Annotated in this window: 2 protein-coding genes; both read left to right on the top strand. The window is 68.6% G+C overall.

Going from position 1 to position 3,109, the window contains the following annotated elements; all coding sequences use genetic code 11:
* Nucleotides 1-1,431: type I polyketide synthase (locus tag ABD808_RS19460; RefSeq protein ID WP_344898630.1), on the top strand; the 1,431-nt coding region annotated here is incomplete at its 5' end.
* Nucleotides 1,432-1,453: 22 nt separating this feature from the next.
* The coding region (locus ABD808_RS19455; RefSeq protein WP_344898628.1) for a type I polyketide synthase at nucleotides 1,454-3,109 on the top strand (1,656 nt) is incomplete at its 3' end.

The raw sequence follows: 3,109 nt of genomic DNA, 5'->3' as shown, positions 1-3,109 counted from the left end.
CCCCTCCCCACCACCAATCACCCGATCACCCACACTCACCACGCCATCCGCACCTTCTCCCAAGCCCGCCGCACCGGAAAATTCACCCTCACCCTCCCCCAACCCCTTAACACCACCAAGAGCACCACCCTCATCACCGGCGGCACCGGAACCCTCGGCGCGTTGGTCGCCGAACACCTCATCGCCCGGCACGACGCCGCACACCTGCTCCTCACCAGCAGGCGAGGACCCGATGCCCCCGGCGCCCAACAGCTCAAGGAACATCTCGAAGGCTTCGGCGCCCAGGTCACCATCGCGGCCTGCGACGCCGCCGACCCCGACGCACTGGCCGAACTCCTCGCCACCATCCCTGACGACCATCCACTCAAGACCGTCATCCACGCCGCCGGAATCCTGGACGACGCGCCCCTGGAGAACCAGACACCCGAACGGCTCGCCGCAGTGTTCCGGCCCAAGGTCGACGCCGCGTGGAACCTGCACGAACAGACCAAGAACCTCGACTTGGACGCGTTCGTACTGTTCTCCTCCGCCGCGGGCACCCTCGGCAACCCCGGACAAGCCAACTACGCAGCCGCCAACACCTACCTCGACGCCCTGGCCGCACACCGCCACCACACCGGACTACCCGCAACCTCCATCGCCTGGGGACTCTGGGAACACACCAGCGCCATGACCAGCGCACTCACCACGACCGACCTCGCCCGCATGAAGCGCTCGGGAGTCCACCCACTAAGCGACGAACACGGCCTCGCACTCCTCGACACCGCACTCCAACTCAACGAGCCCCACCTCGTCGCCACCCCCATCACTGCCGCGACGACCACCCACCCGTCACCCCTCCTCCGCGCCCTCGCCCCGCAACAACGCCGCACGGCAGCGACCGGCGCGTCCACGACGGAGGGGTCGAACGCGAAGGATCTCGTCGCCCAGCTTGAGGAACTCACCACGGACAAGCAGCACCGATTCCTCCTCGACCTGGTTCAGGCCCACGCCGCAGCGGTCCTCGGCCACAGCACCGCGCAGACGATCGCCCCTGAGCGTCCGTTCAAGGACCTCGGGTTCGACTCCCTCACCGCCGTCGAACTCCGCAACCGCATCACCGGCGCGACGCAGCTCCGCCTCCCTCCGACGCTGATCTTCGACCATCCGAGCCCGACGGCGCTCGCTGCCGAGTTGCACGCGCGGCTCGCACCGGCCGCGGGGGGCTCGGTGCCGGGGATCCTCTCCGAACTCGGCGGCATCGAGGCCGCGCTGGCGGCGGTGTCCGCCAGCGACGACGAGCGCTCCGCCGTCACCGCGCGTCTGGAGAGCCTGCTCCGGAAATGGAGCGTCCGGGTCAACGAGCAGGCGGACGGCACGGACACCGATCTCGCGTCCGCCACGGACGACGAGATCTTCGACGTCATCGAGAACGAGTTCGGAATCTCCTGACCGACCCACGTGAGGAATCCAGATGTCCAATGAAGAGAAGCTCCGGGACTATCTGAAGCGCGTCACGGCGGACCTGCGTCGTACCCGTCAGCGTGTCCGCGAGGTGGAGTCGGAGAAGTACGAGCCGATTGCGATCGTCGGCATGGGATGCCGATTTCCCGGCGAGGTGCGCTCGCCCGACGACCTGTGGAACCTGGTCGCCGCCGGACGGGACGGGATCTCGGAGTTCCCCACCAACCGCGGCTGGTCCAGCGACCTGCACGACCCGGACCCCGAGAACCCCGGCACGACCTACACCCAGTACGGCGGCTTCCTCCACGACGCCGACCGGTTCGACGCCGCCTTCTTCGGGATCAGCCCCCGCGAGGCCCTCGCGATGGACCCGCAGCAGCGGCTGCTCCTGGAGATCGCCTGGGAGACCGTCGAGGACGCCGGCCTGGACCCGACCGCGCTCCGCGGGCACAGCGTCGGAGTGTTCGCCGGGGTGTTGTCCAGCAACTACGGCTCCCATCTCCTCATCGAGACGCCCGAGGAGATCCAGGGCTATCTGTCGACGGGCATCAGCAACAGCGTCGCGTCGGGCCGGGTCGCCTACACCTTCGGTTTCGAGGGTCCCGCTCTGACCGTCGACACCGCATGCTCGTCGTCCCTGGTCGCCATGCACCTCGCGGCCCATGCGCTGCGCTCGGGCGAGTGCGGCATGGCACTCGCCGGAGGCGTGACGATCATGGCCACGCCCACCCCGTTCGTCGACTTCAGCCGCCAGCGCGGTCTTGCCGCGGACGGACGCTGCAAGCCGTTCGCCGCGGCCGCCGACGGGACCGGTTGGGGCGAGGGCGTCGGACTCGTGCTGATGGAACGCCTGTCGGACGCCCAGCGCAACGGCCACCAGATTCTGGCCGTCGTGAAGGGCTCGGCGGTCAACCAGGACGGTGCGAGTAATGGTCTCGCGGCGCCGAACGGGCCGTCGCAGGAGCGCGTCATCCAGCAGGCCCTCGCCAACGCGCGGTTGACGGCGGACGAGGTCGACGCCGTCGAAGCACACGGCACCGGCACACGTCTGGGCGACCCGATCGAGGCCCAGGCCCTGCTCAACACCTACGGGCGGCGCCACAGCGCCGAGTCGCCTTTGCGTCTGGGGTCGATCAAGTCGAATATCGGGCACACGCAGGCCGCGGCCGGGGTCGCGGGCGTCATCAAGATGGTGCAGGCGATGCGGCACGGCGTCCTGCCGAAATCGCTTCACATCGACCAGCCCTCTTCCCACGTCGACTGGGACACCGGGCACGTCGTCCTACTGGACCAGGAACAACCCTGGCCCGAGACCGACCGGCCACGCCGGGCCGCGGTGTCCTCGTTCGGTATCAGCGGCACCAACGCACACCTCATCCTGGAAGCCCCGCCTATTCCCGAGGTCGCGGAAGAGGTCGGCTCGGAAAAGCCTTTGGCACCGGCCGTCGCGCTCCCGCTGTCGGCTAAAGACCCCAATGCGCTCCGCGATGCCGCCGTCCGCCTCAAGGACCACCTTGCCGAGCACCCTGACCTCGTCCCTAGCGCTCTCGCATCTTCACTGAACAAGCGCGCCTTGCTCGACCACCGCGCCGTGATCGTCGCGGGACGAGACGATCGCGCGGAACTGGACACCGCCCTCAACGCACTCCACACCGACCAACCACAC

Source organism: Actinomadura meridiana (genome assembly GCF_039537545.1).
GTDB classification, from domain to species: domain Bacteria; phylum Actinomycetota; class Actinomycetes; order Streptosporangiales; family Streptosporangiaceae; genus Spirillospora; species Spirillospora meridiana.
Note: the sequence above shows the minus strand (reverse complement) of the source record. Positions and strands in the feature narration are given on the sequence as shown.